This is a genomic window from Nocardia sp. NPDC088792, assembly GCF_044750615.1.
Classification (GTDB): Bacteria; Actinomycetota; Actinomycetes; order Mycobacteriales; family Mycobacteriaceae; genus Nocardia.
The window spans coordinates 1,145,350-1,165,569 of the sequence record NZ_JBIVKC010000003.1 but is presented as its reverse complement, the minus strand read 5'-3'; the positions used below and the strand labels follow the sequence as shown (position 1 = coordinate 1,165,569).

19 protein-coding genes are annotated in these 20,220 nt (G+C 67.1%); 17 read left to right on the top strand and 2 right to left on the bottom strand.

Going from position 1 to position 20,220, the window contains the following annotated elements; all coding sequences use genetic code 11:
* Positions 1-232 precede the first annotated feature (232 nt).
* From ACIP5Y_RS23500 to ACIP5Y_RS23425, 16 genes are all read left to right on the top strand, one after another.
* Entirely contained in the window at positions 233-1,474 is a 1,242-nt protein-coding gene (locus tag ACIP5Y_RS23500) for a methyltransferase domain-containing protein (protein WP_400352702.1), read from the top strand.
* Positions 1,471-2,259 (top strand): glucose-1-phosphate cytidylyltransferase, encoded by a 789-nt coding sequence (locus ACIP5Y_RS23495; RefSeq protein ID WP_400352700.1) that lies wholly within the window; start codon positions 1,471-1,473, stop codon positions 2,257-2,259. Before ACIP5Y_RS23500 ends, ACIP5Y_RS23495 begins: the two co-directional genes overlap by 4 nt.
* Complete coding sequence (locus ACIP5Y_RS23490; RefSeq protein ID WP_400352698.1) at positions 2,256-2,906, top strand: PIG-L deacetylase family protein; 651 nt, start codon at positions 2,256-2,258, stop codon at positions 2,904-2,906. Before ACIP5Y_RS23495 ends, ACIP5Y_RS23490 begins: the two co-directional genes overlap by 4 nt.
* Positions 2,907-3,926, top strand: a complete 1,020-nt coding sequence (locus tag ACIP5Y_RS23485) for an NAD-dependent epimerase/dehydratase family protein (protein ID WP_400352697.1) — start codon at positions 2,907-2,909, stop codon at positions 3,924-3,926.
* Positions 3,926-5,020 (top strand): class I SAM-dependent methyltransferase, encoded by a 1,095-nt coding sequence (locus ACIP5Y_RS23480; protein ID WP_400352695.1) that lies wholly within the window; start codon positions 3,926-3,928, stop codon positions 5,018-5,020. Before ACIP5Y_RS23485 ends, ACIP5Y_RS23480 begins: the two co-directional genes overlap by 1 nt.
* A gap of 54 nt (positions 5,021-5,074) precedes the next feature.
* The gene (locus ACIP5Y_RS23475; protein WP_400352693.1) at positions 5,075-5,266 is read left to right on the top strand and encodes a hypothetical protein; all 192 of its coding nucleotides are present in this window, start codon (positions 5,075-5,077) and stop codon (positions 5,264-5,266) included.
* Complete coding sequence (locus ACIP5Y_RS23470) at positions 5,266-6,105, top strand: glycosyltransferase family 2 protein (RefSeq protein WP_400352692.1); 840 nt, start codon at positions 5,266-5,268, stop codon at positions 6,103-6,105. The genes ACIP5Y_RS23475 and ACIP5Y_RS23470 overlap by 1 nt, the downstream gene beginning before the upstream one ends.
* Positions 6,106-6,137: 32 nt before the next feature.
* Positions 6,138-7,205: a glycosyltransferase family 4 protein gene (locus ACIP5Y_RS23465; protein WP_400353875.1), complete on the top strand. Its 1,068-nt coding sequence runs from the start codon at positions 6,138-6,140 to the stop codon at positions 7,203-7,205.
* Entirely contained in the window at positions 7,202-8,344 is a 1,143-nt protein-coding gene (locus tag ACIP5Y_RS23460; protein ID WP_400352690.1) for a glycosyltransferase family 4 protein, read from the top strand. Before ACIP5Y_RS23465 ends, ACIP5Y_RS23460 begins: the two co-directional genes overlap by 4 nt.
* On the top strand, positions 8,341-9,624 hold the full coding sequence (locus ACIP5Y_RS23455; RefSeq protein WP_400352688.1) for a lipopolysaccharide biosynthesis protein: 1,284 nt from the start codon (positions 8,341-8,343) through the stop codon (positions 9,622-9,624). Before ACIP5Y_RS23460 ends, ACIP5Y_RS23455 begins: the two co-directional genes overlap by 4 nt.
* Complete coding sequence (locus ACIP5Y_RS23450; RefSeq protein WP_400352686.1) at positions 9,621-10,625, top strand: glycosyltransferase; 1,005 nt, start codon at positions 9,621-9,623, stop codon at positions 10,623-10,625. The genes ACIP5Y_RS23455 and ACIP5Y_RS23450 overlap by 4 nt, the downstream gene beginning before the upstream one ends.
* Positions 10,626-10,655: 30 nt before the next feature.
* Positions 10,656-12,008: a hypothetical protein gene (locus ACIP5Y_RS23445; protein WP_400352684.1), complete on the top strand. Its 1,353-nt coding sequence runs from the start codon at positions 10,656-10,658 to the stop codon at positions 12,006-12,008.
* Between the two features lie 11 nt (positions 12,009-12,019).
* Entirely contained in the window at positions 12,020-13,318 is a 1,299-nt protein-coding gene (locus ACIP5Y_RS23440) for a protein tyrosine kinase (protein WP_400352682.1), read from the top strand.
* A complete protein-coding gene (locus tag ACIP5Y_RS23435; RefSeq protein WP_400352680.1) occupies positions 13,315-14,673 on the top strand; it encodes a glycosyl hydrolase family 28-related protein in 1,359 nt (452 codons plus the stop codon). Before ACIP5Y_RS23440 ends, ACIP5Y_RS23435 begins: the two co-directional genes overlap by 4 nt.
* Positions 14,674-14,715: 42 nt before the next feature.
* Positions 14,716-15,036, top strand: a complete 321-nt coding sequence (locus ACIP5Y_RS23430) for a hypothetical protein (protein ID WP_400352678.1) — start codon at positions 14,716-14,718, stop codon at positions 15,034-15,036.
* Positions 15,037-15,097: 61 nt separating this feature from the next.
* Entirely contained in the window at positions 15,098-16,225 is a 1,128-nt protein-coding gene (locus ACIP5Y_RS23425) for a glycosyltransferase (protein WP_400352676.1), read from the top strand.
* A 25-nt stretch (positions 16,226-16,250) separates the two neighbouring features.
* Here ACIP5Y_RS23425 and ACIP5Y_RS23420 read toward each other — a convergent pair whose 3' ends face one another.
* Positions 16,251-17,750 (bottom strand): sugar transferase, encoded by a 1,500-nt coding sequence (locus tag ACIP5Y_RS23420; RefSeq protein ID WP_400352674.1) that lies wholly within the window; start codon positions 17,748-17,750, stop codon positions 16,251-16,253.
* A gap of 301 nt (positions 17,751-18,051) precedes the next feature.
* Here ACIP5Y_RS23420 and ACIP5Y_RS23415 point away from each other — a divergent pair, with 301 nt between their 5' ends.
* Positions 18,052-18,954, top strand: coding sequence for a DUF5995 family protein (locus tag ACIP5Y_RS23415; RefSeq protein WP_400352671.1), 903 nt, complete (start codon positions 18,052-18,054; stop codon positions 18,952-18,954).
* A gap of 20 nt (positions 18,955-18,974) precedes the next feature.
* On the opposite strand, the gene ACIP5Y_RS23410 is transcribed toward ACIP5Y_RS23415, so the two are convergent.
* Entirely contained in the window at positions 18,975-19,661 is a 687-nt protein-coding gene (locus ACIP5Y_RS23410) for a helicase associated domain-containing protein (protein WP_400352669.1), read from the bottom strand.
* Between the last annotated feature and the right edge of the window lie 559 nt (positions 19,662-20,220).

Below are 20,220 nucleotides of genomic sequence, written 5' to 3'. Positions count from 1 at the left end.
AAAGTGGCCCGGGTCTCCTGGAAAACCTGTCGCAAATATGCGCCTCGATCCGGGATCTGCATGGCGATGGTCTGTCGCGTCCGCGCCGGGAAATGACGACTACGGCTCCCTGATCGCCCGGCGGGAAATGTCCGGAGATGCCCCGCCATTGGTCTGCTCCGCCCGTTTTTCCGATCGCGCTGATCTGATTCAATCCATCGGGTGGGCGAGAATCCGATGAAAGGTGGATCGGGTGCGATGCCGATTATGTGACTCCGGACGGATGGCGAGCATCGTGGATCTCGGTGCCACTCCACCCTGCGAGAAGTTCCTCACGGTAAGGGAATTGGATCTGCCGGAGCCGACATATCCACTGCATGTGCGGCTGTGTGAGGAGTGTCTGCTGCTGCAGCTGCCCGCACTGATCGCGCCCGAGGAAACGTTCACCCGCTACGCCTATTACTCGTCGTATTCCGACAGCTGGGTGCGTCACGCGCATGCGTTCGTCGATGCGGCGGTCTTCCGGTTGGGTCTGGATGCTGACTCGCTGGTGCTCGAGGTCGCGAGCAACGATGGCTACCTGCTCCAACATCTGGTGCGAAAGGGCATCCGCTGCTTGGGGATCGAGCCGTCGGTGAATGTCGGCGCCGCGGCCCGTGCGAAGGGGCTACCCACGCTGACCGGGTTCCTGGACCCGCGGCTGGCGGAGCAGATCACGGCCGTGTACGGGCCCGCGCGTCTCGTTGTGGCCAACAATGTGTATGCCCATGTTCCGGATGTCCGTGGCTTCAGCTTCGCACTGCGTGAATTGGTCGCAGATGACGGCTGGGTGTCCATCGAGGTGCATCATGCGCTGAACTTGGTGCGGTTCGGCCAATTCGACACGATCTACCACGAGCACTTTCAGTATTACACCCTGATCTCGGCGCAGAAAGCCCTGGCTACAGCCGGTTTGGCCGTCGTGGACGTGGAATTGCTGCCGACGCAGGGCGGTTCGATGCGGATCTGGGCACGTCCCGAGGGAGTCGGGAGACCGAGCGCGGCGGTGGAGGAGGTGCTGTGGGCGGAGATGGACGCCGGGCTGTACGACGTGGCGGGCTATCGCTCGCTCGGCGAGCGGGCGGTGGCGGTCCGGCAGGAGTTGCTCGGTTTTCTGCTCGAGCAGCGTGCGGCAGGTAAGCGGGTGGTCGGTTACGGGGCTCCCGGCAAGGGCAACACACTGTTGAACTATTGCGGCATCCGTAGCGATCTGCTCGCGTACACCGTCGACCGAAACCCTTTCAAACAGGGGAAATTCACTCCGGGAACACGCATCCCGATCCATTCGCCGGAGCGTATCGACGCGGACCGGCCGGACGTGGTGGTGGTGCTGCCGTGGAACCTCCGCGAGGAAATCACCGCGCAGCTCGCGCATATCGCGGCGTGGGGCGGCGAGCTGGTGTTCCCACTGCCGGAGTTGCAGCGAGCGGGACCCGGCACCGGGGGACTGCGATGAAGGTCGTGCTGTTCTGCGGGGGTTACGGAATGCGCATGCGCAACTACCGCGACGATATGGTGCCCAAGCCGATGCAGATGGTCGGCCCGCGTCCGCTGCTCTGGCATGTGATGCGGTATTACGCCCACTTCGGGCACAAGGACTTCATCCTCTGCCTCGGCTTCGGTGGCAGCTACATCAAGGACTATTTCCTGACCTATCGGGAAGAAGAGTCGAACGATTTCGTGCTCCGCGAGGGCCGGGTGGATGTGCTGAGCTCCGATATCAGCGATTGGACAATCACTTTCGTCGACACGGGAGTGGATTCGTCGATCGGCGAGCGGCTACGCCGGGTCCGGCCGCATCTGGCGGGTGAGCCGTATTTCCTGGCCAACTATGCCGATGTCCTCACCGACGCGCCCTTGGACGTGATGTTCGAGGAGTTCCTGGCCTCCGGTGCGGCAGCGGCGATGACCGTGGTGCCGCCGCAGTCGTCGTTCCACTGTGTGGACATGAACGGCAAGGGTGAGATCAAGGCGATCATGCCGGTGGCGCGGATGCCGGTCTGGGAGAACGGTGGCTATTTCATCATGACGCAGGCGGTATTCGACCTGGTGCCGCCCGGGGGCGATCTGGTCGAGGATGCGTGTGGTGCGCTGGCCGCGGAGGGGCGGTTGTTCGGATTCCGGCATCTCGGATTCTGGAAACCTGCCGATACCTTCAAGGAGCGAGCCGAGTTGGACGAAGGCTATCGCCGGGGCGAGCGGCCGTGGATGCTGTGGAACGAATCCGGGACGCCGGCATGATCGATCTTCGCTGCGGTGGTATCTCCCAGATCGCGGTGCTCGGCGCCCACTGTGATGACATCGCCATCGGCATCGGCGGCACCTTGCTGACGCTGGCGAAATCCTGTGCGCCACTGCGGGTTCGGGGATTGGTGCTGAGTGGCGCCGGGTCCGGCCGGGCCGATGAGGAGCGAGCGGCCTTGCGCGCGTTCTGCCCCGGCGCGGATATCGACCTCACGGTACTGGATGTTCCGGACGGCCGCGCGCCCGCGCACTGGGACCGGATCAAGCAGGCGCTGTTCGAGTTCCGCGTCGCGGTCGATCCACAGGTGGTGTTCGCGCCACAGTGCGGTGACATGCACCAGGACCACCGCCTGCTGGCGGAGCTGGTCCACACCGAGTTCCGTCACCACCTCGTGCTCGGCTACGAGATTCCGAAATGGGAGAGCGATATGCCGCGGGCGACGGTGTTCCATCCCCTCGATCGGAAAACCGCGCAGGACAAGGCCCGGTTGCTCGTCGAACACTATCCCTCCCAACGCGATCGCGACTGGTTCGATGCGGACACCTTCCTGAGCCTGGCGCGGCTGCGCGGCGTGCACTGCCGGTCGGCGTTTGCGGAGGCGTTCGTGCTCGACAAGGCGACACTCACATTCGAGGGAAGCTGAATGCGCGTGCTGGTCACCGGCAACCAGGGCTACCTCGGCACCGTCATGGTTCCGGCGCTGCGGAAGCACGGCCACGAGGTGGCCGGCCTGGATATCGGATACTTCGCCGACTGCGTGCTGGGATCCGCGCCGGCGGACCCGCCGACGCTGCGCACCGACATCCGGGATGTCACGGTCGGCAACCTGACCGGATTCGACGCGGTGATCCACCTCGCCGCGCTGTCGAACGATCCGCTGGGTGCGCTCGCGCCGCGGCTGACCCACCGGATCAATCATCACGCCTCGGTCCGGCTGGCGCGGCTGGCCAAAGCGGCGGGCGTGCGGAGGTTCCTGTATGCCTCGACCTGCTCGGTATACGGCGCGAGCGGCGAGGACCCGGTGACCGAGGACGCGCCGATGCGGCCGGTGACGGCGTACGCCGACAGCAAGGTTCGCGTCGAGGACGATGTCGCGGCGCTGGCGGATTCCGATTTCACTCCGGTGTTCCTGCGCAACGCGACCGCTTTCGGATACTCCCCCCGCCTGCGCGCCGATATCGTGCTGAACAACCTGGTCGGCTGTGCGGTGTTATGCGGCGTGATTCGAGTAGTGTCCGATGGCACGGCGTGGCGGCCCCTGGTACATGCCACCGATATCGCCGACGCCTTCGCCGCCAGTTTGACCGCTCCGAGTTCGGTCGTGCACTGCCGGGCATACAACATCGGCAGCGCATCGAACACCGTGCCGGTCGCCGAAATCGCACGGACGGTGGCCGGCGTGGTGCCGGGCTCACCGATTCTCGTCACGGGGGAGACGGGTACCGACCCGCGCTCCTACCGTGTCGACTTCTCCAGGGCGGAAAGGGAATTGGGCTTCCGGGCGCAATGGGGGATCGCGGATGGCGCTGCCGAGCTGTTCCATCGGTATACCGCGCATGCGATCACGACCGGTGACTTCTCCGAGCGATACACCAGGCTGGCCCGACTGCGCGCGCTGCGCCGAAGCGGGGTGATCGACAGCGAACTGCGCAGGGTGCCCTGATGGCGAGCGCGCGCCCGGCACGATGCCGCGCATGCCGGGCGGCCTCGCCGGCCCCGGTGCTGGACCTGGGGGAAGTCGCTGCCGCGGACGCGTTTCCGCCCGCGACGGCACCGGTCACGGCGGCGGAGACGGCCAACCCATTGGTCATGGTGGTGTGCGGCTCGTGTGGACTGGCCCAACTGGCGGATGACCGGACGGTTCCCGCCGAGCCGCGCGGCATCGAGCCTCTGGCCTTGCGTGCGCAAGCCGCCGCTGCCGTCGCGCGGGTGGCGGCCGCGGGCCTGCTCACCGGAAGGACGGTGCGTGAGTTCGGAAGTCCGCACGGCGGGAGCTGGCTGCCCGCACTGGAAGAACGCGGCCTCGGTGTGACGGCGGGCGCCGCGGATGTCGTGGTGGACAGCTTCGGTTTGATGCACGAGCCCGACCAGCGTGCGGCCATCGCGCGCCGCGTCGCGGCGACGGCCCCGGAGGGGGTGCTGCTCGTCCAGTTCCACTCGTTGCTCGCCATCGTGGCGCGGGGGCAGTGGAATGTGCTGCGGCACGGCCACTTCGGCTACTACTCGCTGACGGTGCTGCGCCGGCTACTGCGGGAGGCCGGGATGACCGTGCTGACGGCGTGGGAGTTCGACCTCTACGGCGGCACGGTTCTCCTGGCGGCCGTGCCCGGACCGCGCAGCCCCGATCCGCTTGTTGCCCGGATCCTGCACGCCGAGCGAGGACTTGCGGATCCCGGCGTGCTGCGGCGGTTGCAGCGAGCCGCCGACGACGATGCGCGCGGCTTACACGCATGGCTGGCCTCGGAGGCGGCGGCAGGCCACCGGATCTTCGCCTACGGTGCGGCTTCGAGGTCGGTGGCGCTGTTCCATCGAGCGGGCGTCGATCGCCGCCTGCTGCGGGCTGTCGCCGACGCGTCACCCGCCAAACAGGGGCGGCGGATGCCCGGTACCGATATCCCTGTCATCTCGCCGGAGGAACTTGTCGCGGCGCGCCCTGATCGAGTATTCCTGACATTGCCCGAGCTGCTGCCGGAATTGATCGAACAATATGGTGAATTGAGTGAGGAGTGGGTGGTTTCCTGGCCGGATGCGGGGTAGACGCGGACAAGAGAGTAATTACCCTGAATACGGTTCAGGCAATTCGAGTCTTCGGTGTCCTACGATCGAGAGGCGGTACGCGACGATCGATTGGGTGATGAAGATATGGCTGTCGAGAAAATCATCGGGGTGATTGCTGCCACAATTATCGGGCTCGTCGCGATAATTGCATTCCCCGATACCGAGGCCGATTCCGGAATGGGCGATCACACCGTGGCCGTGCATGAATACGTGCAGGCCGAGTGATGACGAACCTCTCGATCTGTGTGCCCGCATACAACGCCGAGCGCACGATCGGCGCGACCCTACGGTCGATCCTGAGCGCTGACGACGACTTCGAAGTGGTCGTGCTCGACAACGCCAGCACCGACGAGACGCATGCGATCGCCTCCTCGTTCGCCGATCCGCGGCTGCGCGTGCTGCGCAACGATGAATTCCTGGCCATCGGAGGCAACTGGAATCGGGCGGTCCGGCTCTCGACCGGGAAGCTCGTGAAAATCGTCTGCGCCGACGATGTGTTGCTTCCAGGGTCATTGCGGACACAGCTGGACGTCATGTCGGACCCGTCGATCGCGGTGAGTTCCGGAAAATACCACGTGATCGACGAGCACGGCGGCCTGCTGGAATCCGGGCTCGGAATCCATGGTCTCGAGGGACGGAGAGCGCCCGCAGATCTGATGCGCGTCCTCGTGCGGTCGGGTCCGGCGCACTTCGGCCCGACGGCCGCCGCGATGTTTCGACGCGCCCATTTCGATCTGGTCGGCGGGATCCGCGGCGACGTGGTGTTTCCGATGGACGTCGACCTGTTCGCCAGGGTCGCGTCGTTCGGCGTCTTCCACGGAATTTCCGCGCCGTTGGCGGCATGGCGGAATTCTCCCTTCAACCTCTGCAGCCGGACGTCGACGGCGAGCAAGCTGGCGGACCTGGTCCGCTTCCAGCATCGACTGCGCTCCGAATACCCGGGCTGCGTCGACCTCGCCGATGTGCTGGCGGGTGATGGGCGGGTGCTGCGCACGGGGTTGCATCGCCTCTCCGTCCGGGGCCGTGCGGTAGCGCGCGTCGCGCTCGCCCGGAGGCACACATGACCGAACAATCGCGAAATCGGTTACGTATCCACATGACCGGGGCCGAGTGGTTCGCCACCGCCCCGGGAGGTCTGAATCGCTACTTCACCGACCTCTACACGGCGCTGGCGCGTCGCGGCGACGCCGACGTCTCGGCGGCTGCCTTCGGCCGGCCGGTCGCGGGCGGCCGTTCGTGGGGGCCGGGGAACGGCTCGACCGTGCGCCGGGCGGTGACGGCCTTCGCCGATCGGACGAAACCCACCGCACCGATGATCCTGGACCGCCACTTCTGTCTCTACGGCCCGCCCGCGCCGCGCGCATCGGCCGCGAGCCGGCTGGTGGTGCATTTTCACGGGCCGTGGGCCGCGGAGAGCCGTGCGGCCGGTGCCGGCGGCCCCGAGATGCGCGTGAAGTACGCGCTGGAGCGGCTGCGCTATCGCGGGGCGGACGCGTATGTCGTACTGTCCGAACACTTTCGGGATCTGCTGGTTTCCGACTATCGCGTCGACCCCGCACGGGTGCGAGTGATTGCGCCGGGGGTCGATCTCGACCGTTTCGCTCCGACGCCACGCGACGTCACTCGTGCCGAGCGCATGGTGCTGTGTGTCCGGCGGCTGGAACATCGGATGGGTATCGACACCCTGCTGCGCAGCTGGTCCACGGTGCGAAGCCAATGCCCGGAAGCGCGGCTGGTGATCGTCGGCACCGGTGCCGCCGAGGCGATGCTGCGTGGCCTCGCCGAGTCCGGCGGTGCGGCCGAGTCGATCGAATTCGCCGGGCGGGCAACGGATGCCGAACTGGCCGCGCTGTACGCGCGATCGGACGTCACGGTCGTGCCCTCGGCGACGCTGGAGGGCTTCGGATTGATCGCCTTGGAATCGCTGGCGGCCGGGCGGGCGCCGATCGTGACGGACTGCGGTGGATTGCCGGCGGCGGTCGCGAGCCTGGATCGGTCATTGGTCGTCCCGGTGGGCAATGCCGCCGCGCTCGCGGCGCGGATCGTGTCGGCACTGCGTGGCTCGGTGCCGACGGCCGACCGGTGCCGCCGGCATGCGGAGTCGTTCTCCTGGGAGGCCGCCGCGGCGCGGCATGTGGCTCTCTATCGGGAGCTGTGCGGATGACGCGCGCCGTGTTTCTCGCTCACACCGCCGCACCATCGGGTGCGGAATTGGCGACGTCGCGCCTGCTTTCGGCGCTACACCACCGCCGGTTCGCGGTGACGATGATCTACACCGAGCCAGGCCCGATGGTCGAGTCGATGCGCGATCGCGGTATCGACACCCGGGTGGTCGAAGGGCCGTTCCGAGCACGCTCGTTGACCATCGGCACCGCCACCGTGCGCGGATTGCTCGCGGCGAGCGTGCACCTGGTGCGAACCGGATGGAAAGTCGGTGCCGCCGTCCGGGATTCGGGCGCGACGGTCCTGGTCGCGCAGAGTACGAAGGCCATGGCGATAGGGGCGGTCGCGGCCCGGCGCGCCCATGTTCCGCTCGTCTGGCAGGTGCACGATCGAGTGTCCGCCGAATACTTCGGGCGCCCGCTCGCCTCGGCTGTGCGCTGCTTCGGCTGGCTCGTCAGTAGCGCGTACCTCGCCAACAGCAGGTCGACCCGGGCAACCCTGATCCGCTGGCGCCGGCCCGCCGCCGTCGCCTATCCCGGGCTCGACATCGACTGTGCGCCCTGCACGGACAGGCCCGCGCAGCGCCCACCGGCGGACACCGTCGTCGTGGTCGTCGGCCGGTTGGCGGCATGGAAGGGACAGCACGTCTTCCTGCGGGCCTTGGCCGAGGCGAGGATTCGCCCGCGAGAGGTGTTGCTCGTCGGTGGCACGTTCTTCGGCGAGGAACAGTACCGCGCGGAGCTCGAGCGGATGGCGTGCGAGCTCGATCTGACGGTGACGTTCACCGGACACGTCGACGATCCCGGCGAATACCTCTGCCGCGCCGATATTCTCGTGCACTGCTCGGTGCTCGCCGAGCCCTTCGGGCAGGTCGTCGTCGAAGGAATGCGTGCGGGCTGCGCGGTGATCGCGACCCGGCCCGGCGGGCCGGAGGAGATCATCGAGCCCGACGTGTCGGGCCTGCTGGTGGACGCGGGTGACCAGGCCGCCCTGACCCGGGCGCTGGACAGGCTGATCGCGGACCCCGCTCTGCGCGAACGCCTTTCCGTGGCGGGACGACGGCGGGCACGCCGATTCGACATCGCCGAGACGGCGACGGTGGTCGCCGACCTGTTGGACCGGATCGGCGCCTCGACATGACCGGGCGGCCAGAGGCGGTCCGGAACGCGCTGTCCGGCAAGGGAATCGGAGGAATTCTCCGCGACATCGGCTACGTGAGCTTCGGCAAATACGGGCAATACCTGGTCACGGTCGTCACCTTGCCGTTGGCCGCCCGAGTGCTGGGCGCGGCGGGTCTGGGACTGCTGGCCGTCGGGATGTCGGCCTACTTCGTCGGCACCCTGCTGGTCGATCTCGGGATCACGGCGTTCCTCGCGGCACGGGTGCACGAGGCCGACCACGACCGAGCGATGATCAACGATCTCCGCGCCAGCTACGCGGCGATCCGGATCGCCATCCTCGGCGGAATCGGGCTCCTGGGGGTGATCGGCTTCTCGCTGAACGTGCCCGCCCACGCGGGCATGATCCTGCTCGGCTTGTTCGCGGGCGGGTTCTGGTCGCTCTCGGAGGACTGGCTGCTGATCGGCCGGGGCCGGTTCGGCGCGTCGATCGCCTACCAGTCGGTCGGGCGCGCGGCTTACCTGCTGCTGCTCGTGGTGCTGCTGCCCCGGCATCCGACCGCCGCGATGGCATTGGGATGCCTGCTCGGGTCGTCGGTGCTGACCGTGGGGCTGACCTGGCTGGACGGCTTCCGCACCTTCGGCCCGTTGGTGGCCCCGCACCGCATCCGCTCCGTATTGCGCACGGGTGCACCAGTTCTGGCTTCACGCCTGTTGACCTCGAGTTACGGGCAGGGCGCGGCCGCGGTCTACTCGGGAATTCTGAGCGCGACCTCGCTCGGTGTTTTCTCGGCGTCGGATCGGCTCGTGCGCGCCCTGCAGTCACTGCTCGACCCCATCGGTTTCGCCTTGCTGCCGCGGATGGCGCGGCGCGGCGCGGAGGCCGGGTTCTGGCGGCGATCGATGCGGGCGCTGAGCGCCGCGGTCGCCGCGGCCGCGGTGGTCACCTCGGGCACCTGGCTGCTCGCACCGGTGATCATCCCGCTGATCTTCGGCGGTGACTTCGCGAATGCGGTGTCACTGCTGCGGGTGGAGGTGCTCGTGCTCCCCGCGACCACGGTGACCTCCTACATCACCACCGCGGTGCTGCCGGTGCAGCAGGACACCGCCGGTGTGCTGATCGGTGCGGTGCTCGGAGCCGGCGTCGGCGCGGCGGCCGTCCTCCTGGCGCTGCGTTCGCATTCGGTGTGGACCCTGGTCGGCGGCGTGGTCGCCGCCGAATTCTCGGTCGCCGGTTGGTATCTCGCTCGCATGTGGCAGCTCTCGCGGCGTGCGGCCCGGACCCGGGAGGCAGTGCTGTGAAGATCCTCTTCGTGGGCGACGACTGGCCGGGCAGCAACGCGCGATCGCTGGCCGACGGGTTCACGCAGGCCGGGCATCAGGTGGTGGTCGTCGATTCCACACCGGTGACACTGCCGCCCAGACTGTCCGTGCCCTGGACGTATTCGAAGCTGGCGCACCGCAGGGCGCCCTGGCAGGTCGCCGCCGTGCACGAGCGCATAGAGGCGATCGCCGCGGGATTCCGGCCGGATCTACTGTTCGCCTTCAAATCGGTGCATCTCGACCAGGGCCGGCTGCTGACGACACCGGCGGCGCGCCGGGTGCATTACAGCCCCGACGATGTCGGCAATCCCTACAACACCACCGCCGATTACCTCACCCACGAACCGGAATGGGATCTGATCGTCACCACCAAGTCGTACAACGTGCCCGAGTTGCGCGCCCGCGGCGCGCGGTCGGTCGTATTCGTGCGCAGTGCCTACGATCCGACTCTGCACTACCCCTGCGCCCGCCGCGGCAGCCGCCGCTACCTCGTCGGGTTCATCGGTGCCTGCCGCCCGGATCGGCGTGGCCCGCTGGTCGATCTGGCACGGTACTACGGCGATCGGATGCTGGTGCGTGGTCCGGGGTGGCGGCGGGTGCCCGCGCTGCACCGGACCGGGGCGATCGTGGGCGGACCCGTCTACGGCACGGACTTCTCCGCGTCGGTGGCGGCGGTGACCGCCAATCTCGTACTGCTCAATTCCGACAACCGGGATACACACACCTGCCGTACCTTCGAAGTGCCCGCCGCCGGCGGACTTTTCGTCGGCGAGCGCACCGGCGAGCACGCCGCATTGCTGGACGACGGTCGCGAGTGCTTCCTCTTCACCGAACGGGCGGAACTGGACGCCATCCTCACCCGGTGTGCGGCCGATCGGGCCCTCACCGAGCGGGTGGCGGCGGCCGGGATGCGCCGGATCACCGCCGGCCGGCACCGCTACGTCGATCGGGCCGAGGAGATCGTCGATGCGCTGGTATAGCCGCCGCGAGCGCCCGGGGCGGTGTGCGTGATGGACCCGTACGCCGAGATCGCCGCGATATCAGCAGGTTTGGTCGTCCTGGCGTGCTGCGCGTGCCTGCTGCCCGGTGTCATCCGGGTGTTGCTGATCGGACAGAGCGCCTACTGGGCGATGTCGTATATCGCCCGCCCCCTGGTACTGCTGACGACTCGGCCCGAACCGCGTTTCGGCGACAATGTCGCCGACCCCCGGCTCGCCGCCATGGGATACGACCGTGGCATCGCCGCGGCGCTGCAGCCGGTCGCGTACGGCATCCTCGTGTACGCGGGACTGGTTGCCGCACTGACGGTCTGGGCTCGCAAGCGGCGGTGGGCGGCGTCGGATTCGCGGATGGCGGGACAACCCGAGCTCATGGCGACACTGGGCGTGATCTACCTGATCGGTTCGCTGGGCCGAATCGCCTCGATCCTCACCGGAACGGTCGCACGCGCGGGCGAGGTGCAGACGGCCAGCCCGGCACTCTCGCTGATCACCCTGCTCGCCTCCATCGGGTCACTCGGACTGATCGTCCTGATCCGGCCGGCCCGCTCGTGGCAGACGGTGGCGGTGATCGCCGGCCTGACCGTCGGTGAACTGCTGTGGACCGTGGCCATCGAATCCAAGACACCGATCATGGGGGCTGCGCTCGCCATCGCGATCAGATTCGCGATGACAGGGTGGAATCGAACCAAAACCATTGCCGTGGTCACCATTGCCGTGGTCGCCATCGGTGCGTTCGGCGCGCTGCAGTCACTCAAGGAGACGCCCGAGCTGAAAGCCCAAGCAGCATCGGCCAACTCGGCCTACCCGCCCTCCGTACAGCCCTTCCTCGGTCTGCTCCGCCGATTCGATCTACTCGAAGCCGCGACGGACGCCTGCTTCGCCGGGCCGGGCTCGTGGCTTTCTCCCGGTCAAGTCCTTTCGCACGGTGTGGCGAGCCTGCTGCCCGCGCAGGTGCTCGGCTCGTCCAAGATGCAGGCCGGGACGGCGTGGGCGGAGCAGATCCGCGGCGGCTCGGTCGACATGAGCGAGGTCTCGGTGTCGTTGGCGGAGGGGAACATCAACGAGGGCTATGTACTGGGCGGCGCCGCCGGAGTCACCGTGGAGGTGATCTTCACCTTCGTGATCCTGCTGCTGTGGGCGGCCGCGCTGTCCGGCCGCCGGATCGTGCCGATCGTGCTCGGCCTGGCGCTGAGCGAGAACCCCGTGGTCTTCGAACGCGGAATTCTCGGCACGTTCGAGGTGATCGGCAAGTACCTGCAAGCCGTGGTGCTCATCTGGATCATCCACCTGGCGGTGGTGGAATTCCAGCACCGGCGCGCGGTCCTCGTCGCCCCGCCCGTCCCCGCCGCGGTGGCGAAATGAAGGACGGGACAATGCGATTGAGCGATTACCTGCGGATAGCGCGGCGGCGGTGGCCGATCCTGGCCGCCGGACTGCTCATCGGAGTGGTCGCCGCCGCGGGCTCGTCGCGGGCAACCGCGCCGACCTATACCGCGTCGAGCACCGTCTACATTTCGATGGCCACGGGCACCTCGGTGAACGATTCGTATCAGGGCGGCCTGGCCGCGCAGCAGCGAGTCCGCTCGTACCTGGAGTTGGCCCGCAGTCGCACCGTCGCGGAACGCACTCACGACGAGCTGGGACTGCGGGAATCGGTGGACGCGGTGCGCAGCAGGATCAGCGCGGTGTCGCCGCCGGCCAGTACGTTGATGGTCATTTCGGCGCGCGACGGGACACCGGACGGCGCGCGCCGCCTCACCGACGCCGTGGTCGCCCAATTCCGGCGCCTGGTGGACGAATTGGAGACGATCGAGCGCGGTCAGGCGCCCGCGGCACGGGTGACGGTGGTCGACGACGCGCAAACGCCCACGGCGGCCGGCGGGCCGCTGCGCCTGATGGCGATGGGCGCGTCGGCCGGGCTGATGCTCGGATACCTGGCGGCGTTCCTCCGTGACCGGCTCGACCGGCGCATGCGGACCGACCGCGAGGTGGCCGAGGCCCTGCCCGTTCCGGTGCTCGCGACCGTGCGGGCCGACGACGCGGCGTGCGCCGGCGAATTACGAAAGGCTCGGAATCAGCTGCTGCACAACAATTCGCGAGTCGAGACGGTACTCGTCACCGGACTTACACCGGAGCCGCCGCCCACGGTGGCGGTCGGTATCGCACGGTCGTTCAGCGACCTCGGCGCAGCGGTGGTCCTGGTCGACGCGGACCCGAGTGGACACGGGGTCTCCGCGCTCGTGCAGCGAAAAACGACACCCGGCCTGGTCGAGGTGATGACCGGGGACAGCACCGTGGCGGACGCGGTGACAACCTGGCCCGAGGCCGGCGTCTGGGTGCTGACCATCGGTGCGCCCGGCCCCGGGACAGCGGATCTGCTCGTGTCCGAACGGTTCTGCGAGACGGTGGCGGAACTGCGGGAGCAGTTCGATCACGTGGTGATCGTCGCGGCGAGCAGCGGCGCCGCGGAGCTGCCGATCCTCGCGGCGCGCTGCGATCAGGTGCTCGCCACCGTGAATCTCGCACGCGCCGACCGGATCGCCGTGAGCGCCGCACTGGCCGCCCTCGACCGGGAACCGGCGGGTGCGGTCGTGATCCGTGCACCCGAAACCCGTGCGAGACGGCTTTGCGAGCAGCTGCGGCAACGGCTTCCGAGAAGGGCACGGAGATGAACGACAAAATCGTGAACCGCCGGAATCTGATCGCCGCGTCACTGGGCGCGGCGGCGGTCCCCTTGCTCGCGAGCTGCTCGAGCGGCTCCCCGCGTGCGGGCGACTTCCGGTCGCCCCGGGTGACGGATGCGCCGTCCGCGCGCAATGTGCGCGATTTCGGCGCGGTCGGTGACGGTGTCGCCGACGACACGGCCGCGTTCGCCGCCGCGGCGACAGTAACGGACCGGCCACTCGTGCTGTACCTTCCGGCGGGCACCTACCGTGTCCAACGGGTGCCCGAGCTACCGGATTTCAGCACCGTGCTCGGTGACGGCGGGGACGTGTCCACCCTCCTCTACGAGGGTGATGACACGCTGCTCGCATTGACGGGGCGGCAGCGAGTGCGGTTCGCGCGATTCGCTGTCTTCGTCACCGGTCCCCGCGCCACGGCGGTATCCCTGTCGGGGTGTTTTCGATGCTCGTTCGACTCGGTGGTGATTCGCGGCAATCACCTCAGCAGCAACCATCCCCGCTATCTCGAACAGCGCGGAGTGGTGCTGGACCGGAACACCGGGGGGACCACCTTCACCAACTGCGACATCAACAACTTCGGCTACGGGATCGTGACCTCCTGCATTCAGAACTACGTCACCGCCTCCAAGCTGACCAGCAACTACATCGGCGTCCTGGGCTCCGGCAACGACCACAATGCCGGATTGTCGCTGGCCAACGTGGAATTCGTCTCCGATAAGGACCCGCGCACCACGGATCGGCACCTCCGGGTGGACGGCGCGGCCAACGACTGGTGGCTGACCAATGTGTGGTTCGAAGGCGCGGAAACCGCCGTATCGGTGGGAGATTCGGTACGGGGTGGACCCGCGCAGTTCGGCATGGTCAACTGCAAAGTGGCCGCCCGGTCGGTGTGCCTCGACCTGATCTACTGCCGCCAGCCCTACCTGGCGAACATCATGTTCGACGCGGAGCGGAACACACAGCCGCCCACCCCGATTCGGATCGACGCCACCCACTGCCCGGACGGCACCGCGATCAACCTGATCTCCGGCTTCGGCGACGATATCGACGCACGCGGTTTCCCGAACGGCTGGCAGGTGATCGGATGCGGACGCGGCGGGGGCGACCGATTCGCCGGAACCGTCGTCGCGCGGGCCCGCCCCGACGGTGGCGACCTGCTGCAGGCGCAAACCTCGGACGGTGAGCCCCTCGCTGCCGTATTACCCAGTGGCGCATGGCTTTCCGACCGAAGCGACGGAGGCGTGATCCTCAAGGACGAACGAAACGGGTATTGGCGGCTGACGGTCGGTCCCGACGGTGCGTTGACGACGGTCCCACTCGGCCGCGGCCGGCCGGGACGGTGACGGCCTCGGTGCACAAGGGCGTGGAAGCGTAAGGAGACGGACTTGCTGTACGGACACGGACTCGGTGAGGTGCGAGACTTCACGCGCAGCAATACATTGCAACGCATCCTGCACGAGATGGTGCCGGGCGGCGCCCATACCTACGCGCGCGGACCCGACCAATACCCCGAGGGCATGGCTCCCATCGTGATGCGGGGCCGCGGATGCCGGGTCCAGGACTGCGGCGCGCTGCTCGTCTTCGACGAGATGATCACCGGATTCCGGTGGGCCACAGGCGGTGCGCAGGAGACCTACGGGGTCGTGCCCGACCTTTCGTGCTGGGGCAATGCGACGTCGCGGGGTCGCTCGCCGGGCCGCCGGTGACGCCCGCGCTGCGCCGGCGCGCGGAGCCCCGGAAAATCCGATCCGAAGCAAGGGAGACGTTGTGAGCGCACCGCGATTGGCGATCGTCCACGAACGGCTGACAGAATTCGGGGGCTCGGAGGCGGTCGTCGCCGAATTCCTGAAGCTGTGGCCGGACGCGGAGCTGTTCGTGCCGCTCGCCGACACCGACGGAACGAGCGCATTGCGGGCAGCCGCGGGCGGCCCGGTGACGATCCACGACAGTCCGCTCCGCCGGATACACCTTCGGTCACACGCGCCGCTGCTGCCGCTGGTGCCCGCGACGATGCGCCGACTGCCACTGCGCGACCGCTTCGACGCCGTGCTGATCAGTCACCACGCCTTCGCGACTCAGGCCGCGTTCGCGACCGATGTGCCCGCGATCGCCTACGTCCACAGTCCGGCGCGCTGGGCCTGGGATCCCTCCTTCCGAGCGCAGGAGGCAGGCGGCCGGGCCGGACAGCTCGCACTCGCGGGCCTGGGAAATCTGGCGCGCCGCAATGAGCGCCGCGCCGCACCGCGGCTCGCGCACGTCATCGCCAATTCGACCGCGGTCGGCGACCGTATCCGTGACCGGTGGGGTCTACCAGCGACGGTGATCAATCCGCCTGTCGCCGTGGACCGATACACACCCGACCTGTCCATCCCTCGCGAGGACTTCTACCTCTACGCAGGCCGCCTGGTTCCCTATAAGCGAGCCGACCTCGCCATTCGCGCGGCACAGACCGCGGGCTGCCGTCTCGTCATCGCGGGAGAGGGCAGATTCCGGAGTCAGCTCGAGTCCATCGCCGGAGCCGAGACGACGTTTCTCGGGGCGGTGCCGGACCGGACGCTGCTCGATCTGTACCGCCGCTGCCGGGCGCTGCTGATGCCCGGGATCGAGGATTTCGGGATCGTCCCGGTCGAGGCCATGGCCTGCGGCGCAACGGTATTGGCGGTGGGCAGCGGCGGTGCGCTCGACACCGTCCTGCCGGGGATCACCGGCGAATACGTGTCGAGCGGTTCCGACAACCTGGTCGTCGGGGAGCTGGCGGAGCTGCTCGGCGCACACAACCTCGAACGATACGATCCCCGCCAGGTGCGTGCCCACGCACTGTCGTTCAGCGCCAACACATTTCGAAGCCGGATCGCCACGGTGGTCGGCGACACGCTGCGAGGTTCCACGCGGTGATATCCGTGATGCGTGGCGTCGAGTCTCAGTAGGCGCCCGCACCCGTGCTGACGGTGCGGAGGGTCCTGGCGATGATCGACACGTCGAGCCGCATCGACCAGTTGTCGACGTAATAGGTGTCCAAGCCGATCGATTCGGCGGGCGATAGATCCGACCGCCCGCTCACCTGCCACAATCCAGTGATTCCCGGCTTCACCAGCAGCCTCCGGCAGGCGACGGCGTCATAGACCGCGACCTCGCGGCGCACCTGCGGGCGCGGCCCGACCACGCTCATGTCGCCGCAGAGCACATTGAGGAACTGCGGCAATTCGTCGAGACTGTACTTGCGGATCAGTCGGCCGATCGGCGTGATCCGAGGATCGTCTCTGATCTTGAAAAACAGCGGCTGCGAATCGGTCTCGGCGATCAGCGATTCGGCGTGCGTCTCCGCGCCGACCCGCATGCTGCGGAATTTGATCATCCGAAACGGTTCGCCACGCAGTCCGATCCGCTCGGAGAGGTAGAACACCGGGCCCTTGCTGGTGAGTTTGATAGCTGCCGCGATGGCCACCATGAACGGAAGGGTGATCAGCACGGCGACGGCTGCGAAACAGCGGTCGAAGACGGCCTTGCGCAGCGACAACGCATGGCTGTAGTTCGGCTTGTCGACCTGGATCACCAGCAGATCCGATACGATCTCGTCGGACAGGCGGTCTCGAGGAACATCCGTAATCCCCGGCGCGACAAGCAGTCCGGCGGCGACCGCGTCCAGATCCCAGACAATGCGACGGAAATCGGTCGTGACGGATGCGTCCGTCGCCAGCATCGCCACCATATCGGCGCCGGTTCGGACCACCGCGCCCTGGAGGGAATCGTTGTCGCCCACCACCGGAATGGTTCGGCCCGCGACACAGATCGTGGGGTTCCCGCCATCGCCGCGACCATCCGGGGTGCAGGCGCCGACCACGCGATAACCGGTGGTGCTGTCCCTGGCAAACTCGTGTGCGAGATTGCGGGTCGCTTCCGGGCTCCCGACCAGCAGTACGGAGGTGAGGCAATGACCGTCCGCCCGCCGACGGGTCAGATAGCGGCGCGCCGTCCAGCGGCCCGCGATCAATCCGGCCGTGCCGAGCGGCAGAGCGATACCCAGATAGTCGCGCATCCCACCGATCTGGAGGATTTGCGAGCCGATCCCCACAATGCCGAACAATGCGAGGGTGGCCAAGAGGACGGCGCGCTCCTCGGCGCCGCGGTGTCCGACGATGGCCTTGGACCGTGCGCCCCATAGGGTGAGGGATACCACCCAGCCCGCTGTGATCATAAGTGACGCAACAATATTGCCGGATTTGCAGGTCAGCGACCACCGGAGGGGGTTGTGGGTCGGCCCCGCGATGTGCAGGTAGTGCCCTGCCAGTAGGGCGAGGGACACCGCGGTGAGATCCGTGACGAACAACAACTTCGCGAATCTCGACTGCCATGGGACGCGGGCCGCTGGGTCGAGGATGCCGACCGGGACGCCGGGAGAAGCGTGGAATCGTTTTTCCATTGTGGGCCTATCGAATTGATTTCGCTGAGATAGGGCAACACGGCGTTTGGGATCGATAATGACAGAAGTTTTCCAGGAGTTTTCTGTGTGAGTGGCATTTGAGACGGGATTCACATTCCTGGGGAGGGGGCATCAATCCCTGACAGATCGAGGTGCCGAAAAGCCAAGGGGGCGGGTGAATTTGAAACCATTGTTGATAATTGATGACCTGTCCGGATAGACCCTCAGGTCCATCGCCTTGTTCGCCATAACGTAACCGCTGATACGGAATGCCTTTCGTACGAACAGGGAGTACTGCACGATGACGAAGCGGCCGGCCATACGGAAGTCGGCAGTCGCCGCGGCGGTATCCGTCGCCCTGATGCTGCCCGGAGCGGCGGTCACAATGGCCGCGCCGCCGACAGCGGCCGCGGCGGCGTGCGGGACACCGCTGTCCGCCGACGAGCTGAATGCCATTGCGCGACTGTCTGATACATCCGATATCGCGGAGGATTCGCTCGCACGGTTGCGGACCGGGGTGGCGCGGCTGCACGAGATCACCGGAATTCTCGCGGACCACCGAGATCGGCGTGGACTGTTCGGCATCGGGCTCGACGCGGTGGAACAGGCCGCGGTCATGCCACTGCAAGAGGACCCGTCCGCGTTCCAGGACCGCGAGTACGCCCACCGGATCAGCCTCGACCTGCTGAATCGGTACCTGGACAATCTGCATGCCGAATTCACCGGCGGTGCGGTCGCGCCGCAATGGGCGCGATACTTCGACCTCGCCGCGCAGTGCGACACGTCCGGGGCCCGAGCGACCATGGAGGGCTACGCCGCACATCTCGTCGTCGACCTGCCCTACACGGCCGCCGCGGTCGGCACCACGCCCGGCAATGCGCCGGACTACTTCAAAATCGTTGCCGCCATAGCGAATGCGGGCGATCGGATCATCGAACGTACCAAGACCGTGTACGGCGCGGACATCGGTCCACTCTGGCGGTTCTACGGTGTCGGTGCGAGCCTGGATCTACTGGCGGGGGAGGGGGTAGCCACTCGCCCGCTACTGGTCTGCGCCGACCTCGGCGCCAACGTGGTCATCCTCGGAAATGGCCTGGCACTACAGAATCCCGCGCTACACGACGCGACAGCCGCCGAAATCTGGGCGATGTTCGACACCACCGGCACCGCCTTCGCAGCCCTGGCCCAGGCCCGCGCCCTCTAGCTGCCGGTTGTCCTACGGAGTCAGGCGGCGTCGGGTTTCGACGCGGCCGCACCGGGCCGGCCGAAGGTATTCGAGACACCGAGGTGCACGCCGAGGTCGGCCAGTAGGGCGATGCGGTCGGCGGCGAGTGTGCCCGCGCGGACGCTGTTACGGCAGGCGATCAGCCAGCGGCCGAGGTGGTGTCCATCCGCGGTGATGTGGGTGGCGGGTATGTCGGCGTGGCCGTGGTCGAGGATATAGGCGGTCAGCGCCGCCACCCACTCTGTCCACCGGTAGTGCTCGTCATGAAACTTCCGGTCGAAATCGAGGCCGCCATCGAGGGTGATCAGGTCGCCATACCGCGCTTTCGACGTTCTCGGAGCCGTGAACACCTGGGCGTGGCCTCGCGCGGCAAGAAAAGTGAGCAGATGTTTCTGCGGCATCGGCATTCCCGCCAAGTGCCCGGGAAGGGTCACCACCTCGCGCACGTCGGAGTCACGGCATGCCCGCGCGAGCTCCAAGAATCCCGGTGGCAAGAAGGGCAGAGAAGTGGAACTCGGCGGCAAGGTGGACGGGTTCGTGGCTGGTTCATGAAACACACCCGCCAGCTGGTACCCGTGCTCGGCGGCAAACGCCTCCAGCTGTGCCTGGCTCTCGTCGACACAACCGGTGATCAGATCCAGTCGTAGGTAGCCGTACATCAACCGCGGGCTCGGTGTACTCATCATCGATCAACTCCTCCGCCAATATTCGCTACATGGAGTAAATCTCGGCGATCCCTGATGCCCGGTCAATCGACATCGGCGCTCCACGAACCAGAAACTGCAGGTAGAAGCGTTGCTGCGAGGTGTCCGGCCCGGAATATCGACGTGCAATCGCAATGCGCTACTTGTTGCGAATCTTCCGCCGCGTGTGCTGCGGGGTGCGGTCGTTGACGCAGAGCCCGATCCGCTCCTGGCCGCCGGGCCGACCGTGATTCGCGTTTCGTATCGCAGGCGTGCACCGGCTACCACCGGAAAAGGTTCGGCGACACCTTCTTACAGATTTTCGTTGTGAATTGTGGTGATTGCTGCGGTGGGGTCTGTCTGAAGAGGATTGTTGCTCGAGTTGCTGTCGGGCACTCCTGCAGCTAACGTTTCAAGCGTTCGTCCGGCAGGATCGATTGTGAGCCGGACCGTGAATGTGTAAGGGCCCCGGGTTGATTCGTCTGCAATTCGGGTGAGACCTCTATTGGTAGATCGTGCCGCAGATACCCGACCAGAAGTTCTGGATGAAAGGTGTTCTCGA